Origin of the sequence: Streptomyces sp. HUAS TT7 (genome assembly GCF_051550175.1) — a bacterium.
GTDB lineage: Bacteria > Actinomycetota > Actinomycetes > Streptomycetales > Streptomycetaceae > Streptomyces.
This window is the reverse complement of record NZ_CP196175.1, coordinates 3,191,517-3,206,353: the sequence shown is the minus strand read 5'-3', so window position 1 is coordinate 3,206,353 and position 14,837 is coordinate 3,191,517. Positions and strand designations below refer to the sequence as shown.

Genomic DNA, 14,837 nt, shown 5'->3' with positions numbered 1-14,837 from the left:
GGGCCACGGTCTCGCTCCTCTTCAGTTCACGCGGCTCGGGGGCACGTCCCTGCCGAGCCACTCCTGGAACGCGGGCAGGTCCGGCAGGATCACCGTCGAGCAGGCAAGGACCGCGAGGTTCTGGCACATGGCCGTGATGGACACGACGGTGCGGCCCGCCCGGTACGCGGACAGCATCTCGGCGGCCGTCCCCATGCTCGGCTCGTGGCCGGGCAGCCAGGCAACGCAGATGTCGCTGCTCGCGGCGAGGTGGGTGAGGTGGTGGAACATGTCGGTGAGGGCGAGCAGTTCGGGGGCCAGCTCGCTGCGGTGGACGGCCGGGAGTTCGCTGAGCGCTGCGTGGGCGGCGCGCACGTCCGCCTTGCACTCCGCCTCCCACCGGGCCATCAGCGCCCCGGGGTCGTGGATGACGGCGTCCGGTCGCCGGTCGAGGATCGTCGAGGTCAGCGCCGCGCGATAGGACTGGTCGATGAGGTTGGATCCGGTCCTGGCGCCCTGCATGGTGCCCGCGAGGAAGAAGGAGGGGGCGGCGGTCGCGGTCCTCACTCGTCCTCCAGGCAGTAGTCGGCCAGTTCGAGCCCGGCGGGCGCGGCCGCCCGGTGCAGCGCCGCCGCCTCCAGGAGGAACGCGTACACATCGGTGGGGTGTACGGAGATGGCGTCCGCCACCAGCTCGCTGTCGCGGTCGAAGTTCCGCGAGCCGTGGCGGGACACCTCGCCCTGGTTGTTCTTGCTGATGAGCTGAGATGTCGTCAAATCTCTTACGGTCAGCGGGAGTACGAGTTCTGCCAGCTGCCGCGATGCCGGATGCAGCACCCGTACCGACAGGCTGTGCTGCTCCGGGTGCAGCAGCTGCGGGCGTACCCAGTCGGGGTCCGGCGGTACGGAGGTGAGGAGCTGGTCCGCGCGCAGCAGGAACGAGCGCGAGATGACGTTGTGGCCCCGGCGGGGGCTATGGCGGAGGTAGTTGAGGCGGATCGAGTCGTCGTCGAGCCGCCACCGCACGCACACGCGGCTCGGCGCGGGGGAGCCGTCGGCGCGTACCCGGTAGGGATAGGCGTCGGCCGCCAGCTCGACCACGCCAGCTCGACCACGCCGGCCCGTGCGTCGGCCCGGTCGAGGCGGAGGGGGTGGGCGTGCAGCAGGTAGGGGTCGAGCACAGTGATGCCGTCGGCGTCGCGGTGGACCACCGCCACATGGCGGCCGTCGATCCGGTACGTCACGTTCCGGCCGGCCATGTCCGACACCAGGCGCCCGGCCTCGAAGGACTGCCAGACGCAGGACCCGCCGAACGCGCGCGGCACGGGGCCGGCGCCGAAGTACTCGTGCAGCTGGGACCCGCTGTTGTACGGAAACGAGACGAGGACCTCGTCCAGGACGAGGTCCTCGATCCCTCGGAGCGACCGCTCGACGGTCGCCGCCGATCCCTCGGCGCTGATCACGCTCATCCCCGGCCTCCGCATCGGCTCACTGATCGTGGCGGCGGATCGTCCCTGTCGCGGCGACCCTGTGACGATGGTTGCGCCTGCCCCTGACAGGGAGCTGACGGCCGGTCGGCCGCCTCGGGAGGGTCTGGGGAGGGGAAATGCCAGACGCCGGACCGGCGGGGGATGTCCGGTCCGGCGTCCGTCTGTGGGACCCGGTGGCCAGCTGCGGCTGTGTGCCGCGGCTATCGGTAGGTGTGTGCCGCCGGGTGGTAGGGCGGCGGAGCGTCGGCCGCCGGGGTGGGTACCGCGTGCTGCTGGGCGCGGCGCATCTTGCGGGACGGCCACCAGCTCGCGTTGCCGAGCAGCATCAGGGCCGCGGGCAGGATCATGACCCGGATGATGAAGGCGTCCAGGAGGACCGCCACCCCGAGGCTGAAGCCGATCTGCTTCATCTCGGCCAGGTGCAGGAACATGAAGCTCGCGAACACCGTCACCATCACGACCGCCGCGCTGGTGACCACCTTGGCCGAGTGGCCGATCCCGTCGATCACCGCCTGCCGGGTCGGCACTCCCTTCAGCGCCGCTTCCTTGATCCGGCTGACGACGAAGACCTGGTAGTCCATCGAGAGGCCGAACAGGATCACGAAGAGGAAGAGCGGTACGCGGGAGCCGATCGCATGGGTGGCGCTGGGCTCGAAGCCGAACACCGTCGAGGCCAGGCCCCATTGGAAGAAGACGACGACCAGGCCGAACGAGGCGCCGACGGAGAGCAGGTTGAGCAGGACACCGAGCGCGGCGATGGTCGCCGAGCCGAAGACGAACAGGGTCAGGATGAAGGTCAGCAGGAGCAGGAATCCGACGACGATGGGCAGCTTGTCGTTCTGGTGGGCGAGATAGTCGGCGTCCTGGGCGACGGGGCCGCTGACCGCGAACTCGGCCCCCCTCACCTTCCCGAGCGTCTCCGGCAGGAAGTTCTTGCGCAGTTCCGTCAGTGAGTCATGGGCTTGCGGAGAGCTCAGGTTGAAGGGGACGGACAGGGTCATCACGCTGATCCGGCCGTCCGCTGTCGTCTCCAGCTTGGGCGGCTTCTTGGAGAACATGGGGTCGGCCTGCGCCTTGGCGGCCAGGTCCTTCAGGGCCGACTGCACCTCGGGCTTCTCGCCGGGGTTGTTGTCGCGCACCATCACCCAGTGCTCGGCGAGGAGGTCGGGGAAGGCGTCGTTGAGGCGGTCGTACGTCTTCAGCTCGGGGATGGCCCGGGACTGGGTGGCCAGGTTCAGGACGCGCAGGTTCATGCCGAACGCGGGGAGCGCAAGGCCGAACATCACGAGCACCGAGATCAGCAGGGTGGCCACCGGGCGGTTCTTGGCGGGCTTCAGGAGAGCCGTCCAGACGCGGCCCGTCTCCTCGGACTTGTGCCGCTTGACCCGCTTGCCGCGCGCCACCGCCTTGGTGGCCTTGCGGTCCAGGCGCCGGCCGATCAGGACCAGGAGGGCGGGCAGTGCGGTCATCGAGCTGAGCACGGCGACCAGGACGACCACGATGGTGGCGACGGCGAGCGAGGTGAAGACGATGTCGGTGGCGAGGAAGAGGGTGGCGGTGGAGAGGGCGACCGCCAGACCGGAGACGACGATCGCCCGGCCCGAGGTCGCGGCGGCGATCCCCACCAGCGCTTCGGGGCTGAGCCGGCCGTTCGCGTGGGCCCGTTCCTCCCGCTCCCGCTTGAGGTAGAAGAGCGTGTAGTCGACGCCGACCGCCATGCCGATCAGCAGGATGACGCTCTTGCCGACGCCCGCGTCCGGCACCAGGTGCGAGATCAGCTGCGACAGGCCCATGGCGGCGCCGATCGAGGAGACCGCGAGCAGCAGCGGCACGCCGACCATGATCAGCGATCCGAACACGACGAGCAGGGTGATCAGGGTGATCGGGAAGGTGATGGTCTCCGAGGTGGAGAGGTCGTCGTCGCGCGACTTGTCCAGGCCCATCTCGACCGAGGCGTCGCCGGACTCCTCGACCTTCAGGTCCGGATTCTTCTTCTGGACCTCGGCGGTCGTGTCGAGCAGCGGCTGGATGTGCTTCTGGGCCTCCAACCGGAGCCCCTTCATGGTCACTTCGACCATCAGCATCTTGCCGTTGGCCGACCGCACCGGGGCCGCGACCTTCTCGACCTCGGGCAGCTGCTTCATCCGGGCCGCGACGTCCGCGGCGGCGCTCTGGGCGTTCGCGCCGGGTGCCGCACCGGACGGGTCGGTGATCATGATCCGCTCGGCGGACTTGTGCTGGAGGTTGCCCTCGGTGGCGATCGACTCGGCGCGGCCGGCCTCGCCCACCCAGTAGTCCTTGTCGCCGGCGTCGACGGTGCCGACCGCGCCGCCGAGGACCAGGCAGAGGGCGACGAAGACGAACCAACCGAGGATGGCCCGTCCTGGGTGCAGGGCACTCCAGCTCGCCACCTTCACGGTGAGTGGCTGTTTCTTCACTGAACCCAGCTCCTTACGGTAGTCACCTCTACCCAACGGGTGTAAGTCGAGAATTACATGTGGTGCTGTGGACCGTCAACCCCGATCCGGGGGGCGGTCGGGTTCGTGCGCCCGGTGGACGCGAAACGGCCCCCGCCACCTGCGGGACAGGTGGCGGGGGCCGCCAAAAACCTCTGGGCGTACGGGATTTGACGGTGGCTCATGAAAGAACCCGGCCGTGCGTCAGCTCGCCCTGATCGGGTCGTACTCCAGCGCGTGAGCCCCGTACAGATCGCTCACCCAGTTGCTCTGGTAGATCGAATCGAGGTAGCGCTCGCCGAGGTCCGGGGAGATCGCCACCGCCGTACACGGCCTGCCGTCCCGGTTGTCGGCCAGCCAGGCCACCGCGCCCGAGATGACCGTGCCGGTGGAACCCCCGAACAGGAAGCCGCCCGCCGCCAGTTGATGGGCGACGCGGATCGTGTCGATCTCCGGCACGTGCACCACGTCGTCCACGAACGACGTGTCGAGCAGCTGCGGCCGTACGCCGGAGCCCAGGCCCGGGATCATCCGGGGTGCCGGCGGCCCGCCGAAGGTGACCGAGCCGACCGAGTCGACGGCGACCACGGTGACCGGACGGCCCGAGTCCTTGAAGTACCGGGCACATCCCATCAGAGTTCCGGTGGTGCCGGCGCCGACGAACAGGACGTCGAGATCCGGGAACCGCTCGGCGATGGCAGGCGCCGTACTGCGGTAGTGCGCCTGCCAGTTGCACGGGTTGGCGTACTGGTTGAGCCACAGATGCCGGCTGTCGGACGCGCACAGCTTGCGTACGTGGTCGAGCCTGGCGCCGAGGAAGCCGCCCTCGGGGTCGGGCTCGGTGATGGTGTGCACCTGGGCGCCCATCGCTTCCATCAGCCGTCTGGTGTTCAGGTTGCAACGGGTGTCCGTGACGCACAGGAACCGGTAGCCCCTGCTCGCCGCGATCATGCTCAGGGCGACGCCGAGGTTGCCCGACGAGGACTCGACGATGACCGAGTCCCGGGTCAGACGCCCCTTGCGCTCGGCGTCGGCGATCATCGCGCGCGCCGCCTTCAGCTTGATCGACCCGGCGAAGTTGAAGCCTTCGCACTTCAGGTACAGCGGGGCGTCCAGGACGGACCGCAGGTCCACGTAGAGGTCCTCCGTGTGGAAGTCCTCCGGGACGGAGATCACCGGCACTTGGGCCCCCTCGCCTCAGGCACGGCTGCTGGTCGCGGCCGCGCGCCCATACCGGTCCACCTCGTGGAAGAAGCCGTCGATGACGCCGAGTTCGCCGCGGCCGAGCACCTCGTCGTACACGAACTTGCCGACCGCGAGGTCCAGGACGCCGAGGCCGAACGGTGAGAACACCACCGGGCGGTCGGTTGGGACCTCCACCTTCCCGGCCATCACCTCGGCGAGCGTGCCGTCGATGAACTCCCGTGAGCCGGTGAGCTGTTCGGTCAGATGGGGGGAGGTGTCGGCCTTCAGGCAGTGCTCGATGTCGTCGACCACGTTCGCCGAGGCCAGCAGGATCTCGGGGGCCAGGTCGCGCAGCGAGATGTTCAGGACCACCGGGTTGTGCGCGAACCAGGCCGGCTCGTGGACGTGCGGGGCCGCCGCGACGGTCGCGAAGACCACCAGGTCCGAGGAGCGGATCAGCTCCTCGGCGCTGTCGTGCACGGTGATCCGGCCGCCCTCGCCCGCGCCCTCCAGGTACGCGCTGAACCCGTCCGCGTACTCGGCGTTCAGGTCGTGCACGCCCACCTCGTCGAAGGTCCAGCCGGCCCCCGCGAGGTAGGTGTGGATGTGGCGGGCGATGAAGCCCGTACCGATGAAGCCGACCCTGCGCGGGCGGGTGCGTCCGCGCGAGAGCCAGTCGGCGCCGAGGGCCGCGGAGGCCGCCGTGCGCGCGGCGCTGATGATCGAGCTCTCCAGGCACGCCAGCGGATAGCCCGTGTCGTGGTCGTTGAGGATCAGCACCGCGGAGGCGCGGGGAATCCCCGCGGCCACGTTCTCCGGGAAACTGGAGATCCACTTCAGCCCGTCGACCCGGGTCTCACCGCCGATGGAGGCGGGCAGCGCGATGATCCGGGCGGTGGGGCGGTCCGGAAAGCGCAGGAAATACGACGGTGGGTTGACCGTGTCGCCCTCGCCGTGCACCCGGTATGCGGCCTCCACCAGATCAATGGTGTGCTGCTCATGGCCGGTGAGAATGCGGTGGACCTGCGAGCCAGGGATCACGGCGAACGGCGGAACAAGTTCTTCCTTTGTCATCCAAATCTCCATTGCAGCGGGCGGGCGGAGCGATTCCCACCCGGTAACCCCGCGTTTCATGCTGCGGGGCGGCGCTGACAGTGGGCTGACGCCCCGTTGGATGCCCGCAGAACCGGCCGAAACGGGCACCTACTGTCCGTCCGGTCAGCCCCACCTGGGATTTTCGGCCATCGCTTAATGATCTGTGCGCCGATTTGACCGCCGCCTAGTGTCCTTTCTCGGTGGCGCCACCCAACAAGTTTCAGACAATGGGCCGGAGCCACTGGCGAAACTCGTGGAGCTACCGAACAGGAGTCACCAGTGCTCAACAAAGTCGTGATCGTGGGTGGCGGAACAGCCGGTTGGATGACGGCCTCGTACCTCAAGGCCGCGTTCGGGGACCGAATAGACGTGACCCTCGTGGAGTCCGGGCACGTCGGTGCGGTCGGCGTGGGCGAGGCCACCTTCAGCGACATCCGGCACTTCTTCGAGTTCCTCGGACTCAAGGAGAAGGACTGGATGCCGGCCTGCAACGCCACGTACAAGCTGGCGGTGCGTTTCGAGAACTGGCGCGAGAAGGGCCACTACTTCTACCACCCCTTCGAGCAGATGCGCTCGGTCAACGGCTTCCCGCTGACCGACTGGTGGCTCCACCAGGGCCCGACGGACCGGTTCGACAAGGACTGCTTCGTCATGGCCTCGGTCATCGACGCCGGGCTCAGCCCGCGCCGGCTCGACGGCACCCTCATCGACCAGCCCTTCGACGAGGGCGCGGACGAGATGCAGGGCCTGACGATGTCCGAGCACCAGGGGAAGACCCAGTTCCCCTACGCCTACCAATTCGAGGCCGCGCTGCTCGCCAAGTACTTGACGAAGTACTCGGTGGAACGTGGCGTCAAGCACATCATCGATGACGTCTTGCAGGTCAACCTGGACGACCGCGGCTGGATCAGCGGCGTCACCACCGCCGAGCACGGCGACATCAGCGGCGACCTGTACATCGACTGCACAGGATTCCGCGCGCTGCTCATCAACAAGGCGCTCGACGAGCCGTTCATCTCCTACGCGGACACGCTGCCCAACGACAGCGCGGTCGCCCTCCAGGTCCCGATGGACATGGAGAAGCGCGGCATCATGCCCTGCACCACCGCGACCGCCCAGGACGCCGGCTGGATCTGGACGATTCCGCTGATGGGCCGGGTCGGCACCGGCTACGTCTACGCCAAGGACTACCTCTCGCCCGAGGACGCCGAGCGCACCCTGCGCGAATTCGTCGGCCCCGCGGCGGCCGATGTCAGCGCCAATCACATCAAGATGCGAATCGGCCGCAGCCGTAATTCATGGGTCAACAACTGTGTGGCAGTGGGACTTTCCAGCGGATTCGTCGAGCCGCTCGAATCCACCGGAATCTTCTTCATCCACCACGCCATCGAGCAGATCGCGAAGAACTTCCCGAACGAGGACTGGAACCCCAACCAGCGTGTCCTCTACAACCGGTCCATCGCCCATGTCATGGACGGAATCCGCGAATTCCTGGTCCTGCACTACGTCGCGGCCAAGCGGCAGGACACCCAGTACTGGCGCGACACCAAGACCCGGGCCATTCCCGACTCGCTCGCCGAGCGCCTGGAGATGTGGAAGACCCAGATTCCCGACTCCGAGAGCATTTTCCCGTACTACCACGGGCTGCCCGCCTACTCGTACATGTGCGTTCTGCTCGGTATGGGCGGAATCGAGATGAAGCCGTCGCCCGCGCTCGCGCTGTCCGATCCGGCCGCCGCCGAGCGGGAGTTCGCGGCGATCCGCGACAAGACCCGCCGGTTGACCGAGACGCTGCCCAAGGCCTACGAATACTTCGCTCAGCACCACTGAGCGGACGACGGGGGACCGCGAAATGGAAACGCTGAGGCTTCTCGGCGATGCGCCGCGCCTGGCGCACGTATCGGTGGCGCTCGCCGTCATCCTGCTGATAGCCCTGGCGGGCCGGGCCCTCGCCAGGACACTGCGCCAGCCCGAGGTCATCGGGGAGATCGTGGTGGGGCTGCTCTCCGGGCCCGCCGTGATCGCCCTGTTCGGGCGGGACACCCTGGACGCGATGCTGCCGGGCCCCGTGTTCGACGTGGTCAAGCTGGTCTCCCAGGCCGGTCTGGTCCTGTTCCTGGTCGGCCTCGCCCACAAGCTGGGGGCCGACTCCGGCGGGCCGCCGCGCCGCGGCACGCTGTGGGTGGCGGCCGGGGCGCTGGTTCCGCCGCTGGTGACCGGCCTGCTCCTGGCCGGCCTGGTCCTGGTCACCGACGACAGCGCGGCGCGCGGCAGCGCCCCGCTCCCGGCCTTCGTCCTGATGGTCGCGGTGTCGATGTCCATCACGGCCGTACCCGTCATGGCCCGGATCCTGGCGGACCGCGGAATGAGCCGATCGGCGGCGGGGCAGACCGCGTTGGCGGCGGCCATCGTCATCGACGCGGTCGGCTGGCTGCTGCTCACCCTCGCCATCTCTCTCGGCAAGGGAAGTCTGGAAGGCTCGCTGCACTCGGTCCGGGCGCTCGCGTTCGGCGCGGTGTGCGCCCTCGCCGTCCGGTACGGGCTGCGCACCCAGGTCGCCCGGAACGCCTGTGTACGGATGCCGCGCACCGTGGCGGTGGCTCTCGGCGCGGCGGCCCTCACGGTGGCGCTGGCCATGGAACACCTCGGGATGACGGCGATCCTCGGCGCGGCCCTGGTCGGTCTGTCGATCCCGGGGGACGAGAACGCGCCCTGGGAGCGTGCGGTGACCTCGGTCTCGCGGGCGGGGAGCCTCCTTGCCCCGGCGTTCTTCGTGGTCACCGGGATCAGCGTGCTCACCCGCTCGTTCTCCGACACCTCGTGGCTGCTGATCTCCTCGGCCGTCGTGCTCGGTTGCCTGGGCAAGGGGCTCGGCGGCTATCTGGGGGCGCGCCGGGGCGGGCGGCCCCCGGGGACGGCACGCAGGATCGCCGTCCTCATGAACACCCGCGGGCTGACCGAACTCATCGTCATCCAGGCCGGGTTGAGCTCCGGAATCCTGACCGGGCCCCTCGTCCTGGCGCTGATCGTCATGGCGCTGACGACGACGGCCATGACGGGACCGCTCCTGAATCTCCTCGACCGGGGGGAGCGCCGCCTCAGTACCGGGGCGTTTGCCGTAGCGACAGAAAGCAGTGTCCGATGACCGAACGCGCCGTGAACGTAGAAGAGGTGGCCGACCCGGCGACGCCCGACCGCTTCCGCGCGATGATGAGCGGTTTCCCCACCGGCGTCGGCGTGGTCACCACCACCGGTGACGACGGGGCGCCGCGCGGCATGACGTGCTCCTCGGTGTGCAGCGTCACGCTCAGCCCGCCCACCCTCCTGGTCTGCCTGCGCGACGGCAGCCCGACCCTCGAAGCGATCCTGGAGCGGGGCACCTTCGCGGTGAACCTGCTGCACGAAGGGGCCCGGGAGACGGCCGAGCTGTTCGCCTCCGGCAACCCGGAGCGCTTCCGCATGGTCCCGTGGGAGCAGGAGGCGGACTCCGGCGGCCCGCATCTGGTCCGCGACGCGCACACCGTCGCCGACTGCGACGTGTCCGCGGTCCACCGCATCGGCGACCACGTCACCGTCTTCGGCGAGGCCCGTCTGATCACCCAGCGGCACGGCCTGCCACCGCTGTTGTACGGGCTGCGGAAGTTCCGCGCCTGGTCCGAACTCTGACCGTCCCGCCACCGATCCGAACAGCGCCACAGGTCCGTCCCTGATCCGAGGGCCGGACCTTCGCGCATGCCCGCACGCCCACTGCCCAGGGGGTACCAGACTGCCAGGACTTACCCTTGACCGCATGCGCCGCCATGTGTAAGTCTCAACTTACAGGCTTCGGGGGTTCGGAGAGGGTGAGCCATGACGAGCGACGACCTGCTGGCAGTTCTCGCCGCGGTGGGCCACCGGCAACGGCTCCGCGCCATGGCCGAACTCGCCGGCGGACGGCTGTACGTCAGCGAACTCGCGCGCCGCCTGGGGATGTCCCGGCCGCTGCTCTACATGCACCTGGAACGCCTGGAGAAGGCCGATCTGGTGGTCAGCAACCTGGAACTCTCCCCGGACGGCAAGGCGCTGAAGTACTTCGAGCTCGCGCCGTTCGACCTGCACGTGAACATCGCCACGATCGTCGGGGCCATGGCCCAGGACACGGAAGGGCCCGTCAACATGAAGAAGGGGACCGCGGCATGACCGGCGCCGTCATCACCATCACCATCACCCTGCTCGTCGTGGGCGGGATCACGGGCAGCGTCGTCGCCTACTTCCGGCTGCTGCGGCACCGCGCCGACGCCGTCGCCATGGCCGAATTCCGCAAGCTGGCCGAAGAGTTGCCCGTCGTGCAGCAGGCCCTCCAGACCCAGTTGGGCGTGCTCGACGAGCGGATGAAGTCGATCGAGAACCTGCTGCGGAGCGTCGGATGATCGCGCTCAGGCCCGGCCGCAAGCTGCCTGCGCAGCGCAACCCGGTACGCATGCTGCTCTCGGCCGCACCCTGGCGCGCGACGGGCTACCTCGCGAGCTATCTCCTCGCGGGCCCGGCCCTGTTCGCCGTCGCGGCCCTCGCCGTGGTGCTCGGCCTCGTCTTCATGCAGCTCACCGTCACGGTGGCGCTCACCGTCGGCTCGGCCTGGGTGATCCGCTGCCTGGCCCAGGTCGAGCGGGGCCGCGCCGTCCTGGTCGACGAGCCGGTCCCGTACGCCTACCAGGAGGCCGCGAAGCCCGGCCTGGTCGGGCAGCTCAAGGCGCGCTGCGGGGATCCGGTTACCTTCCGGGACATCGCCTGCCTGGTCCTGATGTTCCCCTTCCTCCTGCTGCTCGACCTGCTCGCGCTCGTGGCGTGGCTGGTGCCGCTCGCCGGAGTCTCGCTTCCGCTGTGGTGGTGGACCATCAACTCGCGCCAGGTGAACGGCAGTCGGGTCGACGGCGTCTGGATCGGCGGGCCCGACGACGGCGACCTGGGGTTCCGGATCGACAGCTGGCCCGCCGCCCTGATCACCGCGGCCGTGTGCCTCGGCCTCGCCCTGTACGTCGCCCGCCTCGTGGTCGCGGCGGCCCGGCTGCACCTGACCGTCGCCCACACCCTGCTCCGCCCGCCGCCCGACCCGCTCGCGCGGGCCAAGCGCATCCTCACCGAGCCCGGCCCCCTGGCGCTCGTATCCACCGGCCCGCTGCCCGGGCTCTCCCTCAGCGAAGGACACAGCTCATGACGGGGACACCGAGCCCGCAGTTCCACAGGGACGTCGTACGCCTCGAATCCGTACGCAAGGTGTACGGCGGGTCCAAGAACCGGGTCGCGGCCCTCGACGGGGTCACCATCGGCCTGCCGCGCGGCACCTTCACCGCGGTGATGGGCCCCTCCGGGTCCGGCAAGTCCACCTTCCTGCACTGCGCGGCCGGCCTCGACCGGCCGACCTCGGGCACGGTGCTGCTGGACGGAGTCGACCTCTCGCCGCTCAAGGAGCGGGAGCTGACGAAGTTACGCCGGGAACGGATCGGCTTCATCTTCCAGGCGTTCAACCTGCTCCCCGCGCTCAGCGTGCTCGACAACGTGTCGCTGCCGCTCCGGCTCGCCGGCCACCGGCCCAAGAAGGCCGCGGTGGAGGCGGTACTGGAGCGCGTCGGCCTCGCGGAGCGCCGCAACAACCGGCCCGCCGAGCTCTCCGGCGGTCAGCAGCAGCGCGTCGCCATCGCGCGGGCTCTGATCACCAAACCCGCGGTGATCTTCGGCGACGAGCCGACCGGCGCCCTCGACACCTACGCCGCCCGCGAGATCCTGATGCTGCTGCGCGAGGCCGTCCGGGAAGCCGGGCAGACCATGGTCATGGTCACCCACGACCCGGTGGCCGCGTCCCACGCCGACCGCGTGCTGTTCCTCGCCGACGGCCAGTTCGTCAGCTACCTGGACCGGCCGACCGCCGACCAGGTCGCCGAGCGCATGACGGGCCTGGGCGCATGGGGCCAGGACTCCGCCGCCGTCCGGGCCGGACACGGGGTGCCCCGGTGATCCACATCGCGCTGCGCACCCTGCGCTTCCACAAGGGCGGCTTCATCGCCTCGTTCATCGCGCTGTTCTTCGGCGCCGCGATCGTGATCGGCTGCGGCGGCCTCTTCGAGACGGGGCTGCGCAGCGCCGCGCCCCCCGGGCGGCTCGGCGCCGCCCCGATCGTCGTCACGGGCGACCAGTCCCACCCCGGCACCCACGGGGAGACCGTCTTCACCGAACGCGTCCACCTCGACGCCTCCCTCGCCGCCGCCATCAAGGCGGTGCCCGGCGTCGCCGAGGCCGTACCGGACGTCTCCTTCGACGCCACGGTCGTGCAGGGCGGCGGCCCGGTCAAGGTCACCGGCCACGGCTGGTCCTCCGCCGCGCTCGCCCCGTACCGGATCACCGACGGCAGCGCGCCCACCGGAGCCGGCCAGGTCGTGCTCGACGCGCGGCTCGCCGCGAAGGCCGGGCTCAGCACCGGCCAGGAGACCCAACTCCTCGTCCACGGCGGCGCCAAGAAGGTCAAGGTCTCCGGGATCGCCACCGGCTCCGGCGACGCCAACGCCGTCTTCCTCTCCGACCAGACCGCCGCCCAGGCCACCGGCCGCCCCGACAAGCTCGACAACATCGGCGTGCTCACCGCGCCCGGAGCCGACCGCGGCCAGGTCGTCAGCGCCATCAAGAAGGCGGCCGAAGGCCGGCCCGTCTCGGTCCTGACCGGTGACAAGCGCGGCTGGGCCGAGAACCCGTCGATCATCACCGACGGCACCAAACTGGTCACCCTGGCCTCGGTGTTCGGCGGTCTTTCCGCGATGGTCACCGTGTTCGTCGTGTCCAGCACCACGAGCCTGTCCATCCAGCAGCGCCAGCGCGAGATGGCCCTCCTCCGGGCGATCGGCATCACCCCCGGCCAGCTGCGCCGGCTCATCCTCGGCGAGACCCTGTTCATCGCCGTCATCGCCACCGGCCTCGCCTGCGTTCCCGGGCCGCGCGTCGGACGCCGGCTGCTCGAAGCGTTCGCCCGCGGCGACGTGGTGCCCGACGCCCTGGCGTACCGGGCCGGCTGGATCCCCATGGTGACCGGCGTGGGCGCGGCCCTGCTCACCGCGCTCGGCGCGGCCTTCATCTCGGCCCGCGGCGCCGCCCGCACCCGGCCCACCGAAGCACTCGCCGAAGCCTCCCTCCAGCGCAAGTGGGTCAGCGCCCCGAGGCTGATCTTCGCGCTGCTCTTCCTCGGCGGCGGCACCGCGCTCGCCATCGTCACCGCGCACATGTCGGGCCCCATGGCGGGCAGCACGGCGACCCCCGCGGCAATGCTGTGGACGGCCGGGTTCGGGCTGCTCGGCCCCGGTCTCGCCAAGGTGATCACGGCCGTACTCCGCTGGCCGCTCAGGGCGTTCACCGGTCTGGCCGGACGCCTGGCCACCCTCAACGCGAAGGCCCGGATCGGCCGGATGGCCGGAGCGGTCATGCCGGTCATGCTCGCCACCGGGCTCGCCACCGCGCTGATCTACCTCCAGACCACCCAGTCCAGCGGCTCCCAGCGGGCGTTCAGCGAGAACATGCGGGCCGACCTCGCGGTCACCTCCGTATCCGGCGGTCTTCCGCTGTCCCTGGTGGACACCATCCAGAAGCAGCCCGGCGTCGCTGCGGCCTCCGCCCAGATCTCCAGCCTCGGCTACCTGGAGCCCAAGACCCCGCCCTCGCAGTCCGAGATCGACGAGGGCGACTTCGAGCCCACCGAGATGCCCATGCAGGGTGTCACTTCCGAGGGCGTCACCGGCACCACCGCCTTCCGCGCCACGACCGGCAGCCTGGACGACCTGCACGGCGACACCGTCGCACTGCCCGCGTCCGAGGCCGGCGGGTTCAAGCTCGGCGACACCGTCCCGATGCGGCTCGGCGACGGCACGGAGGTCGGCCTCAAACTGGTCGCCACCGTGGACGCCCGCCGGGGTTACGAGACCGCGCTGCTCCCGGCCTCGCTCCTGGTCCAGCACACCGACGCGGGTCTGGTTCCGCAGATCACGGTGACCGCCAAGCCGGGGACGGACCCGGCCCAGCTGCAGAAGAACCTGTCGGCGCTGGCCGAGACGCATCCCGGACTCGGCGTGCTGTCCCGGGCCACGGTCGGCGCGGTGCACCAGAGCGAGGACGACACCCAGGCCTGGATGGCCTACCTCGTCCTCGGCGTGGTCGTCGCCTACGCGACGATCGCCCTGGTCAACACGCAAGTTCTGGCCACCACCGAACGGCGCCGCGAGTTCATGCTGCAACGCCTCATCGGGGCGACCCGACGGCAGGTGCTGCGCATGATGACGGTCGAGGCGGTCCTGGTCTCCGTGGCCGGACTCGTGCTCGGGGCCCTGGTCGCGGTGCTGACCCTGGTGCCGCTGAGCCTGAGCGTGCTGGGCTCGCCGGTGCCGGAGGGCTCACCGTGGATCTTCGCCACGGTGGTGGTCGCCGCCTTCGCCCTGACCCTGGTCACCACCCTGCTCTCCGCGATGATCGTCCTGCGGAACCGGCCCCGCGGGGTCGTGGGCATCCGCGAGTGAGAGTGCGTACGCACGAAAATCCCCCGGCCGCGGGAGACCGCGGCCGGGGGATCGCTCACACACATCGGTTGCGCGCACATTGCTTGTGCACAAAGAGAATTGATG

General features: G+C 69.9%; 13 protein-coding genes. 8 read left to right on the top strand and 5 right to left on the bottom strand.

Features of this window, described 5'->3' with window-relative positions; all coding sequences use genetic code 11:
* Positions 1 to 21: 21 nt before the first annotated feature.
* The 5 genes from ACSHXC_RS14190 to sbnB form a co-directional block, all read right to left on the bottom strand.
* Entirely contained in the window at positions 22 to 546 is a 525-nt protein-coding gene (locus ACSHXC_RS14190; RefSeq protein WP_438291939.1) for a hypothetical protein, read from the bottom strand.
* A complete protein-coding gene (locus tag ACSHXC_RS14185) occupies positions 543 to 1,079 on the bottom strand; it encodes a hypothetical protein (RefSeq protein ID WP_438291938.1) in 537 nt (178 codons plus the stop codon). Before ACSHXC_RS14185 ends, ACSHXC_RS14190 begins: the two co-directional genes overlap by 4 nt.
* A gap of 589 nt (positions 1,080 to 1,668) precedes the next feature.
* Entirely contained in the window at positions 1,669 to 3,906 is a 2,238-nt protein-coding gene (locus ACSHXC_RS14180) for an MMPL family transporter (protein WP_438291937.1), read from the bottom strand.
* Positions 3,907 to 4,128: 222 nt separating this feature from the next.
* Positions 4,129 to 5,106, bottom strand: coding sequence for a 2,3-diaminopropionate biosynthesis protein SbnA (sbnA, locus tag ACSHXC_RS14175; RefSeq protein ID WP_438291936.1), 978 nt, complete (start codon positions 5,104 to 5,106; stop codon positions 4,129 to 4,131).
* A 15-nt stretch (positions 5,107 to 5,121) separates the two neighbouring features.
* Positions 5,122 to 6,183 (bottom strand): 2,3-diaminopropionate biosynthesis protein SbnB, encoded by a 1,062-nt coding sequence (gene sbnB, locus ACSHXC_RS14170; RefSeq protein ID WP_438291935.1) that lies wholly within the window; start codon positions 6,181 to 6,183, stop codon positions 5,122 to 5,124.
* Between the two features lie 300 nt (positions 6,184 to 6,483).
* On the opposite strand from sbnB, the gene ACSHXC_RS14165 reads away from it, so the two are divergent.
* The 8 genes from ACSHXC_RS14165 (at position 6,484) to ACSHXC_RS14130 (ending at position 14,732) form a co-directional block, all read left to right on the top strand.
* Positions 6,484 to 8,034, top strand: coding sequence for a tryptophan halogenase family protein (locus ACSHXC_RS14165; protein WP_438291934.1), 1,551 nt, complete (start codon positions 6,484 to 6,486; stop codon positions 8,032 to 8,034).
* A 22-nt stretch (positions 8,035 to 8,056) separates the two neighbouring features.
* Positions 8,057 to 9,349, top strand: a complete 1,293-nt coding sequence (locus tag ACSHXC_RS14160; protein ID WP_438291933.1) for a cation:proton antiporter — start codon at positions 8,057 to 8,059, stop codon at positions 9,347 to 9,349.
* Positions 9,346 to 9,870: a flavin reductase family protein gene (locus tag ACSHXC_RS14155; protein WP_438291932.1), complete on the top strand. Its 525-nt coding sequence runs from the start codon at positions 9,346 to 9,348 to the stop codon at positions 9,868 to 9,870. Before ACSHXC_RS14160 ends, ACSHXC_RS14155 begins: the two co-directional genes overlap by 4 nt.
* 183 nt (positions 9,871 to 10,053) lie before the next feature.
* On the top strand, positions 10,054 to 10,383 hold the full coding sequence (locus ACSHXC_RS14150) for an ArsR/SmtB family transcription factor (protein WP_053730020.1): 330 nt from the start codon (positions 10,054 to 10,056) through the stop codon (positions 10,381 to 10,383).
* Positions 10,380 to 10,613: a hypothetical protein gene (locus tag ACSHXC_RS14145; RefSeq protein ID WP_438291931.1), complete on the top strand. Its 234-nt coding sequence runs from the start codon at positions 10,380 to 10,382 to the stop codon at positions 10,611 to 10,613. The genes ACSHXC_RS14150 and ACSHXC_RS14145 overlap by 4 nt, the downstream gene beginning before the upstream one ends.
* Positions 10,610 to 11,398 (top strand): sensor domain-containing protein, encoded by a 789-nt coding sequence (locus ACSHXC_RS14140; protein ID WP_438291930.1) that lies wholly within the window; start codon positions 10,610 to 10,612, stop codon positions 11,396 to 11,398. Before ACSHXC_RS14145 ends, ACSHXC_RS14140 begins: the two co-directional genes overlap by 4 nt.
* Positions 11,395 to 12,195 carry an ABC transporter ATP-binding protein gene (locus ACSHXC_RS14135; protein ID WP_438291929.1) on the top strand — a complete coding sequence of 267 codons (801 nt, stop codon included), beginning with the start codon at positions 11,395 to 11,397 and terminating at the stop codon, positions 12,193 to 12,195. The genes ACSHXC_RS14140 and ACSHXC_RS14135 overlap by 4 nt, the downstream gene beginning before the upstream one ends.
* The gene (locus ACSHXC_RS14130; RefSeq protein WP_438291928.1) at positions 12,192 to 14,732 is read left to right on the top strand and encodes an FtsX-like permease family protein; all 2,541 of its coding nucleotides are present in this window, start codon (positions 12,192 to 12,194) and stop codon (positions 14,730 to 14,732) included. Before ACSHXC_RS14135 ends, ACSHXC_RS14130 begins: the two co-directional genes overlap by 4 nt.
* Positions 14,733 to 14,837: the final 105 nt, after the last annotated feature.